Origin of the sequence: Paraburkholderia panacisoli (assembly GCF_008369935.1) — a bacterium.
Lineage (GTDB): Bacteria > Pseudomonadota > Gammaproteobacteria > Burkholderiales > Burkholderiaceae > Paraburkholderia > Paraburkholderia panacisoli.
On the sequence record NZ_VTUZ01000052.1, the window covers coordinates 24,428 to 43,957 of the forward strand.

Sequence of the window (19,530 nt, forward strand, 5' to 3'; positions counted from 1 at the left end):
CGCGGCAACGCCTTTTGGCGATGCCGCTGGCATACGAGACGATATGGATATCGACATTCGAACACTGCTGAGCCGGCTCAATCCGGTATGCAAGCTGGCGATGGAGCAAGCGGCGCAACTGTGCGTGCGCCATACGCATTACAACGTGGACATCGAGCATCTGCTGCTGCAGCTGGTCGAGTCGGACGCGCCGGATCTAAAGTCGATCATCGAACACTTCGACGTCCGCGAGGCGGACCTGACCGCGCAGTTGCAGAAGGCGGTCGACCAGTTCAAGCGCGGCAACGGCCGCACGCCCGCGCTGTCGCCGAACTTTTCGTCGCTGTTCCAGGAAGCGTGGCTGCTCAGCTCGATGCTGCTCGGCGAACAGCAGATCCGTTCGGGCACGCTGGTGCTGGCGCTGCTCGAAGTCGACAGTCTGCGCGGCATGCTGCTGGATTCCGCGCCCGCGTTGCTGAAGATCCCGCGCGCGAGTCTGCGCGACGTGCTGCCGACGTTGCTGGCCGGGTCGGCGGAAAGTAGCGGCACGGGCACGGGCACGGGCGCAGCGGCGGCGAGAGCTGCAAGCGGTGCAGGTCCGCAGCCGGCGATGCCGTCGCCGGAAGCGAACGGCGGGCGCGCGTCCGCCCTGGCACAGTACACGATCGATCTGACCGCGCAGGCGCGCGAAGGCTCGATCGACCCGATCTATGGCCGCGACGCCGAAATCCGCCAACTGATCGACGTGCTGCTGCGCCGTCGCCAGAACAATCCGATCCTGACCGGCGAAGCGGGGGTCGGCAAGACCGCGGTCGTCGAAGGCTTCGCGCAGCGCATCGTGCTCGGCCAGGTGCCTCCGGCGCTGGCCAACGTGTCGGTGCGTTCGCTGGACCTCGCGTTGCTCCAGGCCGGCGCCGGGGTGAAAGGCGAGTTCGAGAACCGCCTCAAATCGGTGATCGCCGAAGTGAAGGCGTCGCCGGTGCCGGTGATCCTCTTCATCGACGAAGCGCATCAGCTGATCGGCGCGGGCGGCAGCGAAGGCCAGGGCGACGCGGCGAACCTGCTGAAGCCGGCGCTCGCGCGCGGCGAATTGCGCACCATCGCCGCGACGACCTGGGCCGAATACAAGAAGTACGTCGAGCGCGATCCGGCGCTTGCGCGGCGCTTCCAGGTGGTCAAGGTCGAAGAGCCGTCCGAGGCGGTGGCGATCGAAATGCTGCGCGGCATGGTGCCGAAGCTCTCCGCGCATCACGGCGTGGAGATTCTCGACGAGGCCGTGCGCGACGCGGTCAAGCTGTCGCAGCGCTATATCTCGGGGCGCCAGTTGCCGGACAAGGCGATCAGCGTGCTCGACACGGCATGCGCGCGCGTCGCCATCGGCCAGAACGGTGTGCCTGAGGAGATCGAGGCGCTGGGCCGCGCGATCGACGCCGCCGAAAGCCAGTTGCGCATTCTGCGCCACGAAGCGGCGACGGGCGCCGAGCGCGCCGATGCGATCGCGTCGCTCGCGCGCCAGCTCGAAGAACAGCGCGCCCAGCATGCGCGCCTGACCGACAAGCTCGGCACCGAACGGCACGCGGTGGGCGAGATTCTCGCGTGGCGCCGCAAGATTGCGCAGCACGTCGCGGGCATCGGCCAATCGATCGATGACGAAGACAGCGCGTCGCTCGCGGCCAATCTCAGCCGCCTCGAAAAGGGTCTCGAAGCGGTGCGCAGCGACGAGCCGATGGTGCCGGTCTGCGTCGATTCGGAGATGGTCGCGAAAGTGATTTCCGGCTGGACCGGCATCCCGGTCGGCAGCATGCTCGCCGACGAATTGCACACGGTGCTGTATCTGCACGAGAAGCTCGCGGAGCGCGTGGTCGGTCAGGACGAGGCGCTCGACGCGATCGCGCGGCGCGTGCGCACGTTCCGCGCCGATCTCGACGATCCGGGCAAGCCGGTGGGCGTGTTCCTGCTGATCGGCCCGAGCGGCGTCGGCAAGACCGAGACCGCCGCCGCGCTGGCCGACATGCTGTACGGCGGCGAGCGCAACATGATCACCGTGAACATGTCCGAGTTTCAGGAAGCGCACAGCGTGTCGGGGCTGAAGGGCGCGCCGCCGGGCTATGTCGGTTATGGACGTGGCGGCGTGCTGACCGAGGCCGTCCGGCGCCGTCCGTATAGCGTCGTGCTGCTCGACGAGATGGAGAAGGCGCATCCGGACGTACTGGAGCTGTTCTTCCAGGTGTTCGACAAAGGCGTGATGGAAGACGGCGAAGGCGTGCCGATCGACTTCCGCAACACGCTGATCCTGTTGACTTCGAACGCGGCGCAAGACGTCATCACCGAAGCCAGCCAGGGCGGGCGCCGTCCGCCGCCGGCGGAGTTGATCGAGCGGCTGCGTCCGGCGCTGCTCAAACAATTCAGCCCGGCGTTCCTCGGCCGCCTCGTGCTGGTGCCGTACTACCACCTCGGCGATGCGCAGATCACGTCGATCGTGAACCTGAAGCTCGCGCGGCTCGCCGCTCGCTTCGAGCGCAACCATCACGCGCCGCTCACCTGGGACGACGCCTTCGCGCGCACCATCACCGAGCGCTGCAAGGAAGTGGACAGCGGCGCGCGCAATGTCGACCACATCCTCACCCAATCGGTATTGCCGGAGCTTGCGCGCGAAGTGCTGGAACGCATCTCGGTCGCGGAGCCCTTCGGCGGCGTGCAGCTGGGTCTCGACACGGCGGGTGGCATCACCTTCCGCTTTGCGCCGCGCGAGGACCAGTAACGTGCTGACGACGCAAACCGGCTGCCTGCTATCGATCACCACGCCGTTCGGCGCCGACGTGCTATTGCTCGAAGGTTTCGGCGGCAGTGAGGCGATCTCGGCGCCGTTTCGCTTCGACCTGCGCATGCGCTCGACCAATATCGCGCTCGATCCGCAGACCATCATCGGCAAGAGCGCGACGGTGAAGCTGGCCGGGCCGTCGTCGGCCGAGCCGCGTTTTTTCAACGGCATCGTCACGCGCTTTGCGCAAGTCGGCGCGAGTGCGCAATACGGCTACTACTCGGCGGAACTCGCGCCGCGTCTGTGGCTGCTGTCGCTCGGCCGCGACCGCGCGATCTATCAGAACCTGAGCGCGCTCGACATCGTCAAGCAGGTGCTGGCCGCGTTCGGCGTCGTGATCGACGCGCGCGTGAGCGGCAGCTATGCGGTGCGCGAATACTGCGTGCAATACGACGAAAGCGCGCTGCAATTCATCTCGCGGTTGATGGAAGAGGAAGGCATCTTCTACTTCTTCACGTTCGCCGACGGCGCCCACACGATGGTGCTCGCCGACAGCCCATCGGCGCATCAGCCCGGCGCGTGTCCGACGCTGCGCTTTTCCGGCGACTCGGTCGCGCATCCGGCGAGCGAGCGCGTGAGCCGCTTCGAAATGTCGACGGGACTGGTCGCGGCCGAATACGTGGTCGCCGATTACGACTACAAGACGGCCAGCACGTCCAACGCGACATCGACGGCGCAAACGCACGGCGCGACCGGCGTGCGCTACGCGTTTCCCGGACGTTATCCGAGCGCCTCGGACGGCGCGCGCGCCGCCGCGCTGCAACTCGCCGCGCAGCAGATGGACCAGCAGACCGGCCATGCCGCGAGCGTGTGCTTCGCGCTGACGGCGGGCAGCCAGGTGAGTCTCGCCGGGCATGCGAATGCGGGCTTCAACGTCGCGTACGTAGTGCGCAAAGTCGAGCATCGCGCGACCAATGATCAATACGACAACGACTTCGACGTGTTCCCCGCGCAGGTCGCGTTCCGTCCGCCGCGCGTCACCGCGCGCCCCATCGTAGCGGGCACGCATACGGCGGTGGTCACCGGGTCGTCGGGCGAAGAGATCTGGACGGATTCGCTCGGCCGCATCAAGGTGAAATTCCATTGGGACCGCACGAGCGCCGCTGACGAAAACAGTTCGTGCTGGGTGCGCGTCGCGCAGGCGTCGGCGGGAGCGGGATGGGGCCATCTGTTCCTGCCGCGCGTCGGCCAGGAAGTGGTGGTCAGTTACGTGGACGGCGACCCGGACCGGCCGCTCGTCACCGGCAGCGTCTACAACGGGCAGATGTCGCCGCCGGTCAGCCTGCCGGGCTCGCAGACCCAGAGCGTGATGCGCTCGCGTTCGTCGAAAGGCGGCGCGGCGGGCAACGAAATCCGCATGGAAGACAAGCTCAACAGCGAAGAGCTGTATGTGCACGCGCAGAAGGACATGAACGTCGCGATCGAAAACGCGCTGACGACCACCGTGATCGCGGGCGACGAAACGCATGTGGTCAAAGCGGGCAACCGCACGCTGACGGTCTCGACCGGCAACGAGACGCATACGGTGAAAGGCACCCGCTCCGTCGACGTGACGGGCGACGAGACCCATACCAGCCATGCCGCGTTCAGTCACACCACGACCGGCAACTACACGTTGAAGGTCAGCGGCAATCTGGTGATCGACGTGAGCGGCTCGATCAGCTTCAAGGCGGGCACGTCGCTGTCGAGCCAGGCGGGTACGACGCTCGGCAACAAGGCCGGCACGACGCTGACGAACGAAGGTCTGGAGGTGCAGAGCAAAGCGTCGGCGACGCAGACCGTGGACGGCGGCGGGATGCTCACCCTCAAGGGTGGGCTGATCAAGCTGAACTGAGCGAACCGACCATGACCGATCTCCTGAACCCCACGCCGATTGCCGCCGCGCTTCATGCCGATGGCGCGAGCGCGGCTGCGCGCGTCGAAGAGTTCGACGCGGCCGGTCAATGCGTCGCGCGCACGTCGCTGCGCGATGGCGTGCCGCACGGCGAGACGGTGCGCTACGGCGCGGGCGGCGTGCGTGTGCTGCAAGCGAACTACGTCGCGGGCAAGTTGTGCGGACCGTTGCGCGCGTTCGACGCAAGCGGCGCGCTGGTGCAGGAGTCCGTCTACGAAGCCGACCTGCTTCACGGCCCGACCACGCTGTACCAGAACGGGCGGCTCGCCGCGCGCCGGCAGTATGCGCTGGGTGTGCTGCAAGGCGAGAGCGTGACGTACGCGCCGTCGGGTCTGGTGACTTCGCGGCAGTTCTACGAAGCCGGCAAGCTCTCGCGCGAATCGGTGTTCCTGCATGAGGGCGTGGTCGTGCGCCGGGCGAACTATCGCAACGGCATGCTCGAAGGCGAGACGCGCGATTACGCCGCCGATGGCTCGCTCGTGCAGAGCGCGTCGTATCAGCGCGATCTGCTGCACGGCACGGTGCGCCGTTTCGCACCGGACGGCCGGGTCAGCGCCGAGCGCCGCTACGCGAACGGCAAGCCGCTCGGCGCGTGGCAAAGCCCGCTCGCTGCCGCGCCGCAAGCCGATGAGAAGGGCGCGCCGCGCGTGATCCGCCACCTCGAAAAATGGGTGAGGGGCTAGCCATGGGCATGCTGGTGAGCGCAGGGACGACGATCCAGTGCAGCTTCGGCGCGGCGCCCTCCGCGCTGACGGTGCTGCCCGCGAGCGGTGTGCTCGCCGGCGCGCCGGCCGCCACCATCATGGATCACGCGCCGATGGTCAACGTGATGCCGTTCGGCATGTGCAGTTGCATGGCCAATCCGATGGTCGCCGCGGCGACCGCCGCCGCGCTCGGCGCGCTGACGCCGGTCGGTTGCCTGCCGATGACGACCGCGCCCTGGATGCCGGGCTCGCCGACCGTGCTGATCGGCAATTTTCCGGCGTTGCAGGACGCCTCGAAGTTGATGTGCATGTGGGGTGGCGTGATTTCAGTCGTGGCCCCGGCGCAATTCACGGCACAAGTACCGTGAGCGGATTCCCCAAGCAGATTCCTTGAGAGCAACACGATGCAATACGTTTTTTCGATGACTTCGCGGATGGTGACGATCGCACTCGGTTGCGCGCTGTTGCTGTGTGCGTTGTTGTTTTTACTGGGCTTCGAGATCGGCGCGCGCTTTGTCGGGCCGGCTTCGTCGCCAGTGCTGGCGACGCCGTCGAGCGCTCAGGCATCACCGGCGGCCGCTGCTCCGCTCGGCACGCAGGGTGGCGCGCCGGAGAGTCCCGCCGCTGCTTCCGATTCTTCCACTTACTGATACCGGTACCCGAGATGTCGTTTCCGTCCTTTACACCTGAGCCGATCCCGCAACGGCCCACTCGCAGCGCGCGCGTGCTGCGCCGTCTCTCCCGCTGGAGCGCGGCGCTCGCCGCCGGTCTCGCCTTCGCGGGCACGCCGGCTTTCGCGGCCACCTCGGGCGGCAGCGCCGCCGACGCGGTCGCGACTCCTGCCATGCCGGCCCAGGCGAACCCGGCGGCCGCTTTGCCGACCACCACGACGGGTCTCGTGAAGATGCCGGACGGCCGCCTGCTCACGCCGGAATTCGCACGCATCGTCGCGCGCGGCGAACTGGTGGTCGCGGTGCTCGGCGTCGATCAGCCGCCGTTCTTCCAGCAGCAGAACGGCCAGCTGGTGGGCATCGACATCGACATCGCCAAGGAGCTGGCCGCCAAGCTCGGCGTGAAAGCGCGCTTCAATCGCGACGCGAAGACCTTCGACGCGGTGGTGACGCTGCTCGCCAACGGCGACGCCGATCTGGCGATCAGCAAGCTGTCGCGCACGCTGACGCGCGCCGAGGTGGTCAGCTTCAGCGTGCCGTATATCCGCCTGCATCGCGCGCTGCTGCTCAATCGCGTGAAGTTCGCGCAGCTCGCGAAGGGCCGCGCGGTGCCCGACGTGATCCGCAGCTATGACGGCAGCATCGGCGTGGTGACGAACTCGTCGTATGCGACCTACGTGGCGAGCAATTTCCCGCACGCGAAGGTGCAGAGCTACCCGAGCTGGGACGCGCTGCTCAAGGCGCTCGACGCGGGCGAAGTGACGGCCGCCTATCGCGACGAGTTCGAGGTCAAGCACGTGCTGAAGGTCGACCCGACCGCGTCGCTGCGTCTGCGCGTGGTCACGCTCGAAGACCTCGACGACACGATCTCGATCGGCGTGAACGTGTGCGCGCCGTCGCTGCTCGCGTTCGTCAACCAGTTCCTCGCCGAGCGCACCAACAAGATCGACGTGATGACGCTGCTGCAAGCGTCCAACGACTAACCGGCTTCAGAAAGATCATGATCAATTCAAGCAAGATTTACGCGCTGGCCGTGAACCCGTGGGCGGTGATCGGCAGTCTGGCGATGGGCGGTGCGTTCGGGCTGCTGCTGCCCGAGTTGTCGCAGAAGTTCTCGATCATCGGCGACATCTACGTGAACCTGTTGAAGATGACCACGCTGCCGTTCATGGTGTCGGCGGTGATCTTCAGCCTGCAGCGGCTCTTTCGCGACGGCGGCACGTCGCGGCTGCTGTTGCGCGTGGTCACCGTGTTCATCGGCGCGTCGGCGACGGTGGCGGTGGTCGGCGCGCTCGTGCTGCTGGTGATGCGCCCCGGCATGAACCTCTCCAGCGCGACGATGCACACCTTCGGGATGATGGTCGGCAACGACACGACCTCGAACGAAACGGTGATGAACCTGTACGGCACCGACGCCGCCGCGAAAGGCGTGAACCTGTACGACGTGCTGACGAGCCTCGTGCCGACCAACATCTTCGCCGCGCTCGCCAACGGCGATGCGCTCAAGGCGCTGGTGTTCGCGCTGCTGTTCGGCCTCGCGGTCGGCCGCGTGCCGGAGCGCATCTCGGTCGGTCTGAGCCAGGCGCTGGAAACGGTCTACCACGCGTGCCAGAAGCTGATGCACTGGTTGAGCTATCCGCTGCCGCTGATTCTCTTCTGCATGAGCGCCGCGCAACTCGGCAAATCGGGTGTCGGTCCGCTGCACGCGATGCTGCAGTTCGTGATCGCGTTCTTCGTGGTCTCGCTGCTGCTGGTCGCGCTGGCCGCGGTGGTGATCTGGAAACGCTCCAGCCACTCGCTCGGCCAGACGCTCGACGCGCTGCGCGCGCCGTTCGCGCTCGCGCTCGCCACGCGCAACAGCGCGGCGTGCATGCCGAGCATGATCGAAAGTCTGGTGGACGGCCTCGGCTTCGCGCGCGCCCGCGTCGAACTGATGGTGCCGCTGACCGTGTCGCTCCTGCGCGTCGGGCCGATGGTGTACTACGTGTGCGCGACGCTTTTCATCGCGCAGCTCTACGGGCATCCGCTGGGCATCGTCGAAGTCAGCACGGTGCTGCTCGCGTCGGTGCTGGCCGGGTTCGCGTCGGCCGGCATGACGGGGCTCGTGACGGTGTCGCTGATCGGCATGACCTGTGTGTATCTGAGCCTGCCGTTCGAAGCCGCGTTCATTCTGTTCCTCGCCGTCGATCCGCTGTGCGACATGCTGCGCACGCTGATTCTCGTGATCGGCAATACGGCCGCCGTGACGGTGATCTGCCCGCGTCCGCTCAAGATCTAGGTGAATCGCATGGCACTGATTGGCATTCTCGGCGGGATGGGGCCGCTCGCCACGGTCGATTTCTTCGAGCGGGTGATCGAGCTGACCAGTGCGGCCGGCGCATCGTGCGATCAGCAGCATCTGCCGCTGCTGCTCGCGAACCTGCCGCATATTCCGGACCGCTCTACGGCCATCCTGGCAGAGGGCGAAGACCCGCTGCCCGCGTTGCTCGACGGCATCGACATGCTGAACCGCACCGGCGTCGAGCTGATCGCCATTCCGTGCAATTCCGCGCACTACTGGTATGACGCGATGTGCAAGCGCAGCCGCGCGCCGATCCTGCACATCGCCGAGGCTTGCGTCGCGGCGATCCCGCACGGCACGCGGCGTGCGGCGGTGCTGGCGACCGGCGGTACGCTGGCGTCGGGGCTGTATCAACGCATCCTGGAGCGCAGCGATATCGAACCCATCGTGCCGAGCGGCGCGACGCAGGAACACATCGACGCATGCATTCAGGCCGTGAAGGCGGGCGACCTGGACGCGTCGGCGGTGCAACTCGAAGCGGCGCTCGCGGCCTTCGCCGCGCGCGGCTGCAGGGCCGCGGTGATGGGCTGCACGGAGATTCCGCTGGCGGCGCGGCGGCTCGCGGCGCCCTCGCTGCAGCTGATCGACAGCACGCTCGAACTGGCGCGCGCGACGGTGTCGTATGGTCTCGCGCGCGGCTGGAACATCCGTCGATGAACGTCCTGAAGCGCCTCTCGAACAGCACGCTGGTGTTGCTGCTGTGCTTCGCGCTCGGCGGCGTGGCGGGCGCGTTCGCGCCGCCGGTCGGCGGTTTTGCGTTCTTTATCGGGCAGATCTATCTGGCGCTGGTCAACATGGCGGCGGTGCCGTTGCTGGTCGTCGCGATGTTCTTCGGACTGCGCCAGCTGATCCTGCTGTCTCATCCGGGACTGCGGATCGGCACGATGCTGACGCTCGCGCTGGGGCTGGTGTTCGTGAGCGCCGTCGGCGGCACGCTCGCCGGTGTGCTGAGCGGGCCGGGGCTGCACCTGTCCGACGACGCGCATCGGCAATTGGGCCAACTGGTGCTGCAAAGCGCAAGCGACGCGGAAGACATGCGCATCAAGCTGTTCGGCGTCGATCACCCCGGCTCGGCGGCGTCCGCGCTCGCGCTGAGCGACGTGGTGCCCGACAACTTCTATCGCGTGCTGGCCGGCGGCCACGCGCTCGGCATTCTGACCGGCACGATCCTGTTCGGCATGGCGTTCGCGGCGCTCTCGAGCGAGCAGACACGTGTGCTGCACAGCGTATTCGAAAGCATCTACCGCAGCCTCGAAACGTTGATCGAATACGCGAACCTGTTGCTACCGGTGCTGGCATTCGGCACAGCCGCGCATCTGGCCGCGCAGACCGAGCACGCCACCTTCGACGCGATGAGCGGATTCCTCGTCAGCTTTCTCGGCGGCACGGCCGCGTTGTGTGCGCTCGCCGTCGTGGTGATCGCGGCGCGCTCGCACGCGCCGCTGACCCGCGTGGCTGCCGCGCTGAAAGCGCCGATGCTGGTCGGTCTCACATCGGGCAGCGCGACCGCGCCGATCCCGCACACGATCGAAGCGATGAGCACGCGCCTCGGTTTCAGCCGTGGCGTCGCGGAACTGGTGGTGCCGTTCGGCAGCGTGTTCGTGCGCGCCGGTTCGGCGCTGTATTTCGCGCTCGCCACGGTGTTTATCGCGAACCTGTACGACCGGCCGCTCGGCGCCGGCGAACTCGCGCTGATCGGCGCGACGGCCACCGTCGCCGCGTTCGCGTCGGCCGGCCGCACGGGCGCCGCGAGCATCGGATACGTGGGCATGGTGCTGTCGATGTTGCAGTTGCCGGTCGAAGCGGCGGGCGTGCTGCTGATCGCGGTCGATCTGATCTGCGAAGGCCCGCGCAACCTGCTGAGTCTGCTGTCGGTGTGCACGGTCGTGGCGCTGGTGTCCGCGGGGCTGCCGGCCGAGCGCGCGCCGGTCGCCGAATTCGGCGACCGGCCCGAGGCCGGCGCGGTCTTGCGGTTGGCATTTACGCGCGGGCAACTCGTGCTCGCGACGGGATGCGTCGTCGTTGCGGCGTCGCTGATTGTCTTGATGGGCGTAGGGGTAGGAGCGAAATGAAGAAGGGCCAAACGGTTTCGAATGACGGCGCGCTCACCGCGCGACTCACGCTTGGGACGGGCGGCGCGGCACGCGCGCTGCGGCGGCTGCGCGGCGCGTTGTTGGCGCTCTGCGTGAGCGGCCTCGTCGCCGGCTGCGCGATGCCGTCGATGTTCAGCTTCAAGGGCGACAAGGTGCGCTGGGATCATCTGACGCTGGTCGCCGAGGACGACGTCAACAACAACAGCCCGGTCGCGGTCGACGTCGTCTTCGTCACCGACGACACGATGCTCGCGCGCATCGCAGAGTTGCCGGCCTCGAAGTGGTTTGCCGCGCGCCAGGATCTCGCCAACACCTTTCCCAAGTCGCTGCGCTACAAGAGCTGGGAACTGGTGCCGGGGCAGCGCATCGAGCTGACCGGCGACACGTTCGGCCGGCCGCGCGTCGCGGCGGCGTTTCTGTTTGCCAACTACACGGATCCGGGCGCGCATCGCGTGCGGATCGAACAGCTCGGCGGCGATCTTGCCGTGCAGCTGAACACCAGCACGTTCACTGTCTCGACGGTGAAATGAGCGTATTCGGACTTGCAATGAACACACTGAAAACCGCGCCGGCGCGCGTCCCTGGTTCTGCTGCGTGCAATGCGGCGTTTGCAGGGAGCGTGCGCGATGTCTGAACGGATGACGCCGGTCGTCGACCGCATCGAATGGCATGAAGGGCTGTTGCTCGCGCCGCAGCACTTCCAGTTGATGAGCGCGCGAGTCGATTCGCTGGTCGCGTGGCAGACGCTGGCCGCCGCGCCGTTCAGCTGGGGCGTGCGGCGCCTCGTGCTGGACACCGGTTTGCTGCCGGCCGGCATGGTCCGCGTGCTCGCGCTCGACGCGATCATGCCCGACGGCACGGCGGTGTCGTACTCCGCCGACTCGGGCCAGCAGGGGCGGCTCGAACTGTCGCTCGAACCCTACGCCGAGCAGCTCGCGAAAGGGCCGCTCGATTTCTACCTGACGCTGCCGGGCGCCGCATCGATGCGGCGCGACGGCGAAGTGCGCCGGTTTCGCTCGACGCTCGGCGCGCCGGTCGAAGACGAAATCTCCGATGCACCGCCCGCCGACGTGCCGCGGCTCGTGCCGAATCTCGCGCTGTCGGCCGGCGAATTGCCGTCGGCGATGGTCGTGGCGCTGCGGCTTGGCAGCCTCTATCGCGACAACGAAGTCGTGCGTCTCGCCGAACGTCTGCCGCCGTTGCTCGAAGTGCCGCGCGACACGCCGCTGTGGGCGAGCGTCGCGACGCTGCTCGGGCAACTGCGCGGCAAGGCGGCGTTCGTCGCGCGGCAGACGGCGAATCCGTCGTCGAAGGTCGACGACCGGCTCACCCAGCTCGAATTGAAGGACCGGCTGCGCAGCCTGCTCGCGGCGCTGCCGCTCGCCGAAGCGGTGCTGCGCACGCCACATCTGCATCCGCTCGCGCTGTATCACGCGCTCGCCGCGTTGAGCGGCTCGCTCGCCATGCTGGTGCCGGGCGGCTTGCCGCCGGTACCGCCCGACTACGACCACGCAGATCCGCTCGCGGTGTTCACGCCGCTGTTGCGCACCTTGCGCGACGCGGTGTCGGAAGTCGGCGAGGGCTATCGCGAGCACAAGTTCGAATTCCGTCACGGCGCATTCGAGATCGCGCTGAACGCCGAATGGATCGGCGAACGGATCGTGGTCGGTCTGCGCGGCCAATCCGATCGCGATCTGCTCGCGTGGATGGACGGTTCGGTGATCGGTTCGCAGTCGATCTACGCGTCGTTGCGCAGCCGCCGCGTGCTGGGCGCCGCGCGCCGCGTGGTCGACTACGCGGAGGAACTGGGGATTCGCTCGGGTTCCGGCTATCTGCTGTTCGAAATCCAGGCCGATCCGGGCCTGATCGTCGCCAGCGAAGCACTCGTGATCAGCAATCCGAACGAAGGCGCAAGCGCGCAGCGGCCGCAGGAAATGCTGTTGTTCGTCAAAGGCTGACGGCCGGGAAAAAGGTAGCCAAGCATGGCACGCAATCGAATTGAATCTGAAGAAAACGATCTGGTGATGACGCAGTTCCGCGCCTTTCTCGACGAGCTCGTGAAAGCGCAGAAGCGTTTCTCCGAGCAGTCGGAAGGCGATCCCGAACAGGCCGCGAGCGGCCTGAGCCGCCATCTGCTGAACCTGCTCGAAGTGCAGACCTTGCAGTCGCATCGCGACAGCACGCGCTTCGATCTGGAGAACCTCGCGGATGCGCGTTATCTGAAGGCGGTGCTCGCCGACGAGATCCTGCTGAACACGCCGTGGACCGGCCGCGAAAACTGGACCGCGTACCTGCTCGAATCGACGCTCTTTCGCACCAACGTCGCGGGCGATCTGGTGTTCCGCAAGATCGAGCAGTTGCTGTCCGACCGCGAGCCGTCGCGCCGCGATGTCGCGCGAATGTGTCTGTTCGCGCTCGCGATGGGCTTTCAGGGACGTTTTCGCGGCACCGACGGCAGCGGGCGTTTGCGCAGCTACCGCGAGGAGCTTTACGAGTTCGTCTATCAGCGGCGCGCCGATCTCGGCGGACGCGACCGGGTGCTCGCGGATGCCGCGTACGGCAATACGATTTCGCACATCGCGCCGCGCAAGCTGCCCACCGTCAGCCGCTGGACCGTGATCGGCCTGCTGTCCTTCGCCGCGCTGCTGGCGGTCTCGGAGATGTTGTGGCTATGGCAGTCGTGGCCGGTGCGCACGGCGCTGCATGGCGACGCGGTAGCGGGAGTGAGTTCATGACGCACGCGCTTCTTTCGTCATTTGCCGGAGCGTGCCCATGCTGACGAGCAATCTGTTTCTGTTGTCGGTGGCGGTGCTGATCGTCGTCGTGTGCGCGGTGCTCGGCGTGGTCGTGTATTTCGCGCTGCATGGCGCGCAGGCCAAGCCCGGTGCGGAGCGCAAGATCGTGCGGCTGCGCACCGATTCGTTGCGCAGCGCGTTTCGTCAGGCCGTGGAGCTGGTGGAAGGCAACATCGCGTCGCGCGCGGAGCGCTACAACGTTCCATGGGTGCTGGTGCTCAACGAAGGCGACGATCCGCGCCCCTTGCCGATCGCGCAATCGGGCGTGGCGAGCGTGCTGAGCGCCGAAGCGGCGAGCCCCGCCGCGACCCAGGGCATTTCGTGGCAGTTCTTCGATCGCGGCATCGTGGTCGATATCAAGGCGGTCTATCTCGGCTCGCCCGACGAGGACGGCGACGAAAAACCGTGGGACGAATTCCTCAGCCTGTGCCGCAATTACCGGCCGCAGCGGCCGTTCGATTCGGTGGTGATCACGGTGCCGGCCTCGATGCTGCTCGCCGAAAACACCGACGCGCGGCTCGAACTCGTGCGCCATGCGAAGCTCGCGCATCGACGCCTATGGCTCGCGCAGAACCGCTTCGCGATGCGTTTCGCGGTGTACGTGGTGGTAACCGGCTGCGAAGCGCTGACGGGCTTCGCCGCGTTTGCGCGCGCGTTGCCGGAGCCGTTGCGCGCGAGCATGCTGGGCTGGTCGTCGCCGTACGATTTGTCGGTAACGTATCAGTCGGACTGGGTCGACACGGCGATGAGCAGCATCGAACGCTCGGTGTCGGATGCGAGCGCCGAGCTGTTCGCGCTCGATTCGGGCGATCTCGACGCGCGCGAATGCCTGCTGCTGCCCACGCGCATCGACGCGATGCGCGCGCAGTTGCAGTTGTACATCGACGAGTTGCTACGCGCGAGCGCGTATCACGAGCCGTTCTTCTTTCGCGGTATCTATCTGACGGGCGATAGCAGCGAACTCGCGCAGCGCAGCGTGGCGGCGCCCGCGCTCGGGGACTACACGGCGCAGTATGCGGCGAACAGCGAACCCGACGTCTACGGACGCGCCGAACCGGCGCTGGTCGGCATGGACGGAGAAGAAGGCGACACCGGCACGGCGGTCGTGGTGACCCGCGAGCCCGCCCGCGACGAAGCGCGTGCCTTCGACGCCACGCAGACGGTCAACGACCTGATGCTGCGCCCGGCATTCCTGCGCGATCTGTTCGACAAGAAGATCTTCCTCGAATACGGGCTCACGCGGCCCTCGCGCTCGCAGCATCTGGCACGTCCGACGCTGCATCGCGCGCTGCGCTGGGGTGGCCTGGTTCTGCTGGGCGGCTGGGGGCTCGGACTCGTCGTCGCGACGGTCCAGCTGAATCATCGCAATGGCGCGCTGGTGAGCGCGCTCGAAGAATTGCGCAAGGACGGCCAGGAACGCGCGGCCGCCGAGCAGGGCGGCGTGCAATTGCCTGCCGACTGGTATCGCCGCAAGGCGCTCGCGCTGATCGCGTTGAACGACCGGCTGCAGACGAGCACCGCGTGGACCGTGTTCATGCCGGGCTCGTGGGGCGTGGTCGACGATCTGAACGAACGGGTGCGCGAGCGCTTCGAACGCGAGTTCGGCGGCATTGCGGTGACGGCGCTGGAGCGCGAGATGCTCGCGCACGTGGGGCAATTGACCGGCGTCGCGCGGGATCCGGGCACGGGCCAGCTGATTGTCGGCGACGACTGCGCGGCACCGCAGACCAGCAGCGCCGATACGCCGGCGGCGGCGAGCCTCGGGCCCGAAGATCAACCGGCGATGCGCGCGTTGCAACGCTACGTAGGTTCGGTGGATCAACTGGATGCCGCGTTGCAGGCGATGGAGCGCTTGCAGCACCCTTCGGCGGATAACGCCGACGCGTTGCGGCTGGCGGTGCGCTACGCATTCGGCACCGAGTTGCAGGGCAACGTTGCGGCGAGCTTGCCGTACTTCTATCGCAATGGAAGTCGCGGCGGCGCGTATGCGTCCGACGGCACCGGCGGCATCAACCTGCAAACGGTGCAGCAGGCGCTGCGCTGTTCGTTCGACAAGGGTGCGCAACAGATCGACGATGCGCTGTTCACGGCCAATCCGCTGCTCGCGGCCGAGCGTTCGATCACCACTCACCTGAATACGCTGTCAGTGGCGGACGCAAACGCCGCCGATTTCACGCAGGTGTCGAACAACTACCGGGCGATCGTCGCGGGCGTCGGCGCGCAGCAGGATCTGCTCGCGGCCGGCAAGGGCGGGTGGATGCGGCAGACGCAGTTCGCGCCCGGTCCGGTCTATGACCGCACCTTCGCGCGCGCCGCGCAGAGCCGGCTGCTCGGCCCCGATCTGGTCGCGCGCGTGCGTGAGCGTTCGGGTAGCGCGTTCCAGGCGTTCCGCAGCGAGCTGGCGTTGCGCCTGGGCGGTCCGGACGCCGGCATCGTGTGGACCGACAAGGGCGCGCGCTATGACGTGTCACCCGAGCGCGTCGCACTGCGAGACGGCTTGACCAAGCTGCTGAATCAGCCCTTCATGGTCGCGCCGCGCGCCTTGACCATGCCCGCGCTAGCGGACGGTTCGGTGGTCGCATGGGACCGCGTGCAGCTCGATCAGGCGCTCGCGCTCGGCGACGTGCGCAAGCGCTTCCTCGCCGACGGTCTCGCAAATCTGCCGGAAGCGGTGCAGCCCGCGATCGAGCAGGCGGTCGACGCGCAGTTCGCGCGTCTGATCGGCGATCAGGTGGCGGCGGCCGCGACGGTGACGCCCGCGCAGGGCGAGGCCGACAGCGCCGCTTTCGACGCCGCGCGGCTGCGGCTCGTCAAGATTCGCGCGGCGCTGGTGGACATGGGCGCCTCGACGCAGATCGACGACCTCGACACGCTGGTATCGCGCGACGCGCTCGCGCATCTGCGTCTCGTCGATGACGCGCTGAGCCGCTCCGAGCTGTACTCGACGCGGCCCGCGCCGGCCTCCGGCAGCGCCGCGCACGGCACCATGCTGGCGGCGTTCGGGCTCAACGACGTGGGCTCGCTCGGCGCGTATCTCGATCAGCAGGCGACGCGCGCCACCACGCTCGGCCGCCAGGCGTCGGCTTACCTGGCCGCGCTCGGACCCGCCGAGGCGGGCTCGCCGCTCGCGCTGCGCTGGCAGGCGATCGTCCGCGATCTCGACCGCTATCAGTTGAAGAACCCCAACAGCAGCCTGTTCGCGCTCGAGCAATTCGTGCAGACGGTGGCCGCCGAGCCGGGCGCGGGCGACTGCATTGGACGCTTCCCGCCGCGGCCATCGGGGCTCGCCACGGGCGATTACTTCAGCACGCTGCATGCGCGTCTGTACGACACCTTGCTCGCGCGTTGCGGCCAGGGCTATGTCGATGATCTGCGTCAGCAATGGGACGGCTTCGCCACCGTGTTCAACCAGGGCGTGGCGGGGCATCCGCCGTTCGGCGTGCCGGGGCGCGGCATCAACGGCGATGCGAACAGCGCCGATTTCGCCGAGCTGGGCCAGGCGTTGCGCCATTACGAGCGCGTCTCGCAAGTGTTCCAGCAGGCGCGCAAGGGCGCTGGCGAGAAGATGATCGGCGGCAAGGCGCCAATGCGCCAGTTCGTCGACAACTTCGATCAGGTCGACGCGCTGCTCTCGCCGTTGTATCCGGCGACGGACGGTGCGCCGACCGGGCTCGACGTCAACGTCGATTTCCGCGCCAACCGCAGCAACGAAATCGCCGCCAACCAGGTGATCGACTGGACGCTGAAGGTCGGCGACCAGAGCGTGTCGCTGCGCGATGCGCCGCGTTCGTTGCACTGGGAGTACGGGATGCCGGTTTCGCTGACGCTGCGTTTCGCGAAGGACTCGCCGCTCGACGCGGCGGTCGATCCGCAGCAGCGCGCGTATTCGACCGACGGCCGCACGCTGACCTGGACGTCCAGCGATCCGTGGGCGCTGCTTTCGTTCGTCAGCCGGCAGCGTGTCGCCGACGCGGGCGCGCGCACCGGCAGCACGTCGCAACTGCTGAAGTTCGAGTTTCCGCTGGGCGTGGTGAACGTCGCCGATGAAGCGCTGCTGCCGAGGCAGTCGCGCGGACAGGTGTTCGTGCGACTCGTGTTGAGCCCGACCGGCAAAAAGACCGCGCTGCCCTGGCCGGGCAGTTTTCCGACCCGCGCACCTGACTGGACCGCTTCATGAACGCGCCTGCTTCGCTTGAACTTGCACCTGCCGCGCTTGCCGCCTCGACGGACCGCATCGACGCGTACCTCGCCCCGCTTCCGGACGGCGACGGCGTGGGCGTGTCGCTGCGCAACGATCCGGTGTTCCAGAAGATTCGCGACGCGCGGCGTCAGGACGACCCGTCGTTGCCGATGCGCGAATGGGAGCGCCCGCTCATCAAGGCCGACTGGAAAACGGTTGCCGCGCTGAGCGGCGACGCGCTGCGCACCCGCAGCAAGGACTTCCAACTCGCGGCGTGGCTTTGCGAGGCGTGGACCTGCGAGCGCGGCGTGGACGGTTTCGTGGACGGCATGCGTTTGCTGCACGCGCTCGCCGAACGGTTCTGGGCCCATGCCTATCCGCAACTCGAAGAAGGCGACGCCGATGCGCGGGTCGCGCCATTCGTGTGGATCAACCAGACCCTCTCGATGGTGCTCAAGCTGCAGATCCGGCTCTTGACGTTGAGCGTCGAACCGGGGTCGATCAATCTCGACGACTGGGTGCGTGTCGCGGGCCGTGCATCGGAGCGCGACGCGTCCGGGGAACTGACGCGCGAGTTTCTCGACGGCGAAGTGTCGAAGGGTTCCAACGTCGCCGATCTGCTGCGCCTGGAAGAGCAGCTGAGCGCGGCACTCGACATGACCGCAACGCTCGAGCGCAGTCTCGACATGCAATTGGGCAACGACGCGCCGAGCTTTTCTCGCGTGATGGAGGCACTCATGGATTTGCAACGTGCGGCGAGATCGCTGCGGGGGGAGCGGGGGCTGCCGGTGATCGACGAGGCTCAAGCGCCGGTTGGTCACGTATCGGACGAGGCATGGAGCCAGGCGTTGGAGCCGGCATCGAACGACGCCGCCGAAGACGGCAGCATTCACGTGTCGCACGAACCGGCGCGCACCGTGATGACGCCGTTTCGTATCGCCGATCGCAACCACGCCTACCAGTTGCTCGACGAAATCGCGCAATACCTGGCCCAAGCCGAGCCGCACAGCCCGACGCCCTATCTGCTCAGGCGCGCGGTTGCATGGGGCGGCATGCCGCTGCCTGAACTGATGCGCGAGGTGGTGAGGCAGGAGGGCGACCTCAACCGTTATTTCGCGATGCTGGGCGTGCATGAATAGCCCATGTTTCACGCTGTCTTTGTCCATATAAATAATTAGCGGAGCAACACGTGGGGAATAACGACAATCTGATGGAGTACGCCCGGTCGCTGGTCGACAACAAATCGGTCTTTGCGCGGGTGGCCAATTCATCGACGTTTCACAGCGTTCGTAGCGCGACCAAGTCCAGCGGATCCGGCGCGTCGAAGGGCGCGGCGGTGGCTCTCGCCGTCGCCAAGAAGGCGATGCAGTTGATTCCGATCCCGGTGCTCGGCGATCTTGCCGCTGAAGTGACGGGTATCGTCGACCGCAAGGTCCGCAAAGGGCTTCACGAGCGCAATCTGAAGAACGCCACTACGGCGCAGGACAAGGTCAAGTTCAAGCTCAAGGATTTGAGCGTCGAGGAGTTCGACCGCTATCGCTGGAAGCTTCAGGACGCGGTGAAGGAACTGCAGAAGGCGCAGATCAAGTTCAAGGCTACGCCGGACGCCGGCGCGGACGTTTGCAACCCGCATCTGGAACTGGCGCTCGCCGTGGCGCAAGCCAGCCGCCGCCATGCGCGGCTGACGGAATTGTGCGAGACCATGCTCGGCACGATGCTGGAGGCAATCGACTGGGCCAATGAAGTGAACGTCGGCATCAAGAAGGCCGAAGCCGATCTGATCAAGGCATTCCAGGAGCAGGTCAACCAGGACCTGGAATGGTCGGCCATGCCTTTTTACGACCCTTCGTTCAGACACGGCGGGTGCAGCAGCAGCTACTGCTATTTCAATGGCGTTCAGAAACTCAACAATAGCGGCCGCTTGAAACAGCTGGCTATCACCTGCGCGAATGAACTGTCGGAACTGGCGAAGCCCGATCTGTACTATTCGCTCAAGGAGAGTCCGTACAAGGCTGGCTGACGGTCGCGGCGCCCACTCGCTCGTGGGGCACG

General features: G+C 66.9%; 15 protein-coding genes. All 15 read left to right on the forward strand.

Annotated features, from left to right (window positions below):
- The first annotated feature begins 43 nt into the window (after positions 1-43).
- The 15 genes from tssH to FVF58_RS43005 all read left to right on the forward strand — a co-directional run bounded on the left by tssH (position 44) and on the right by FVF58_RS43005 (position 19,498).
- Positions 44-2,740 carry a type VI secretion system ATPase TssH gene (gene tssH, locus FVF58_RS42935; protein ID WP_149675687.1) on the forward strand — a complete coding sequence of 899 codons (2,697 nt, stop codon included), beginning with the start codon at positions 44-46 and terminating at the stop codon, positions 2,738-2,740.
- 1 nt (position 2,741) lies between these two features.
- The gene (locus FVF58_RS42940) at positions 2,742-4,634 is read left to right on the forward strand and encodes a type VI secretion system Vgr family protein (protein WP_149675688.1); all 1,893 of its coding nucleotides are present in this window, start codon (positions 2,742-2,744) and stop codon (positions 4,632-4,634) included.
- A gap of 11 nt (positions 4,635-4,645) precedes the next feature.
- Complete coding sequence (locus FVF58_RS42945; protein ID WP_246217463.1) at positions 4,646-5,377, forward strand: toxin-antitoxin system YwqK family antitoxin; 732 nt, start codon at positions 4,646-4,648, stop codon at positions 5,375-5,377.
- A 2-nt stretch (positions 5,378-5,379) separates the two neighbouring features.
- A complete protein-coding gene (locus FVF58_RS42950; protein WP_149675689.1) occupies positions 5,380-5,766 on the forward strand; it encodes a DUF4280 domain-containing protein in 387 nt (128 codons plus the stop codon).
- A 36-nt stretch (positions 5,767-5,802) separates the two neighbouring features.
- The gene (locus FVF58_RS42955) at positions 5,803-6,048 is read left to right on the forward strand and encodes a hypothetical protein (protein ID WP_149675690.1); all 246 of its coding nucleotides are present in this window, start codon (positions 5,803-5,805) and stop codon (positions 6,046-6,048) included.
- A gap of 14 nt (positions 6,049-6,062) precedes the next feature.
- Complete coding sequence (locus FVF58_RS42960) at positions 6,063-7,052, forward strand: ABC transporter substrate-binding protein (protein ID WP_149675691.1); 990 nt, start codon at positions 6,063-6,065, stop codon at positions 7,050-7,052.
- A gap of 20 nt (positions 7,053-7,072) precedes the next feature.
- Positions 7,073-8,347, forward strand: coding sequence for a dicarboxylate/amino acid:cation symporter (locus FVF58_RS42965; RefSeq protein WP_149675716.1), 1,275 nt, complete (start codon positions 7,073-7,075; stop codon positions 8,345-8,347).
- Between the two features lie 9 nt (positions 8,348-8,356).
- Complete coding sequence (gene cuyB, locus FVF58_RS42970) at positions 8,357-9,067, forward strand: cysteate racemase (RefSeq protein ID WP_149675692.1); 711 nt, start codon at positions 8,357-8,359, stop codon at positions 9,065-9,067.
- The gene (locus FVF58_RS42975; protein ID WP_149675693.1) at positions 9,064-10,482 is read left to right on the forward strand and encodes a dicarboxylate/amino acid:cation symporter; all 1,419 of its coding nucleotides are present in this window, start codon (positions 9,064-9,066) and stop codon (positions 10,480-10,482) included. The genes cuyB and FVF58_RS42975 overlap by 4 nt, the downstream gene beginning before the upstream one ends.
- A complete protein-coding gene (locus tag FVF58_RS42980) occupies positions 10,479-11,033 on the forward strand; it encodes a hypothetical protein (protein WP_246217464.1) in 555 nt (184 codons plus the stop codon). The genes FVF58_RS42975 and FVF58_RS42980 overlap by 4 nt, the downstream gene beginning before the upstream one ends.
- Before the next feature lie 96 nt (positions 11,034-11,129).
- The gene (gene tssK / locus FVF58_RS42985; protein WP_149675694.1) at positions 11,130-12,461 is read left to right on the forward strand and encodes a type VI secretion system baseplate subunit TssK; all 1,332 of its coding nucleotides are present in this window, start codon (positions 11,130-11,132) and stop codon (positions 12,459-12,461) included.
- A 24-nt stretch (positions 12,462-12,485) separates the two neighbouring features.
- A complete protein-coding gene (locus tag FVF58_RS42990) occupies positions 12,486-13,238 on the forward strand; it encodes a DotU family type IV/VI secretion system protein (protein WP_149675695.1) in 753 nt (250 codons plus the stop codon).
- Positions 13,239-13,275: 37 nt separating this feature from the next.
- Positions 13,276-17,475: a type VI secretion system protein gene (locus tag FVF58_RS42995; protein WP_149675696.1), complete on the forward strand. Its 4,200-nt coding sequence runs from the start codon at positions 13,276-13,278 to the stop codon at positions 17,473-17,475.
- Positions 17,472-18,617, forward strand: coding sequence for a type VI secretion system protein TssA (gene tssA / locus FVF58_RS43000; protein WP_149675697.1), 1,146 nt, complete (start codon positions 17,472-17,474; stop codon positions 18,615-18,617). Before FVF58_RS42995 ends, tssA begins: the two co-directional genes overlap by 4 nt.
- A gap of 50 nt (positions 18,618-18,667) precedes the next feature.
- Positions 18,668-19,498, forward strand: coding sequence for a hypothetical protein (locus tag FVF58_RS43005; protein ID WP_149675698.1), 831 nt, complete (start codon positions 18,668-18,670; stop codon positions 19,496-19,498).
- The last annotated feature ends 32 nt before the right edge of the window (positions 19,499-19,530 follow it).